This is a genomic window from Polaribacter sp. 2305UL8-11 (genome assembly GCF_058147165.1).
Genome location: NZ_JBYVJW010000048.1, coordinates 1 through 271, shown reverse-complemented (window position 1 = coordinate 271; position 271 = coordinate 1). Strand labels below are relative to the sequence as shown.

At 26.2% G+C, this 271-nt stretch carries 1 protein-coding gene; it reads right to left on the bottom strand.

Features of this window, described 5'->3' with window-relative positions; all coding sequences use genetic code 11:
- Window positions 1–250 (bottom strand): LytR/AlgR family response regulator transcription factor (locus ACY2RW_RS16160; RefSeq protein ID WP_490123763.1); only part of this gene is annotated, 250 nt, incomplete at its 3' end.
- Window positions 251–271: the final 21 nt, after the last annotated feature.

The following is a 271-nucleotide window of genomic DNA, read 5'->3' as shown; positions in this document are numbered from 1 at the left end:
AATGTGAAGTAGAAAAAACAATTTCCGTTTTAATAGATTCTATTTGATTGACAAGATCCATACCATTTAGCTCAGGCATATCTATGTCCACAATTATTAGATTGGGTTTATTCTCATTAATAAAATCTAAGCCTTCAATTGGATTAGTAAAACTAAATACTTCATCAATTACCGAGTTAAAATTTTTTGCTATTAAGTCTTTAATATAATTTAAATCCCTTTCATTATCATCTATTACTGCTATTATCATTGTCTTTTTTCCAATAAAGGT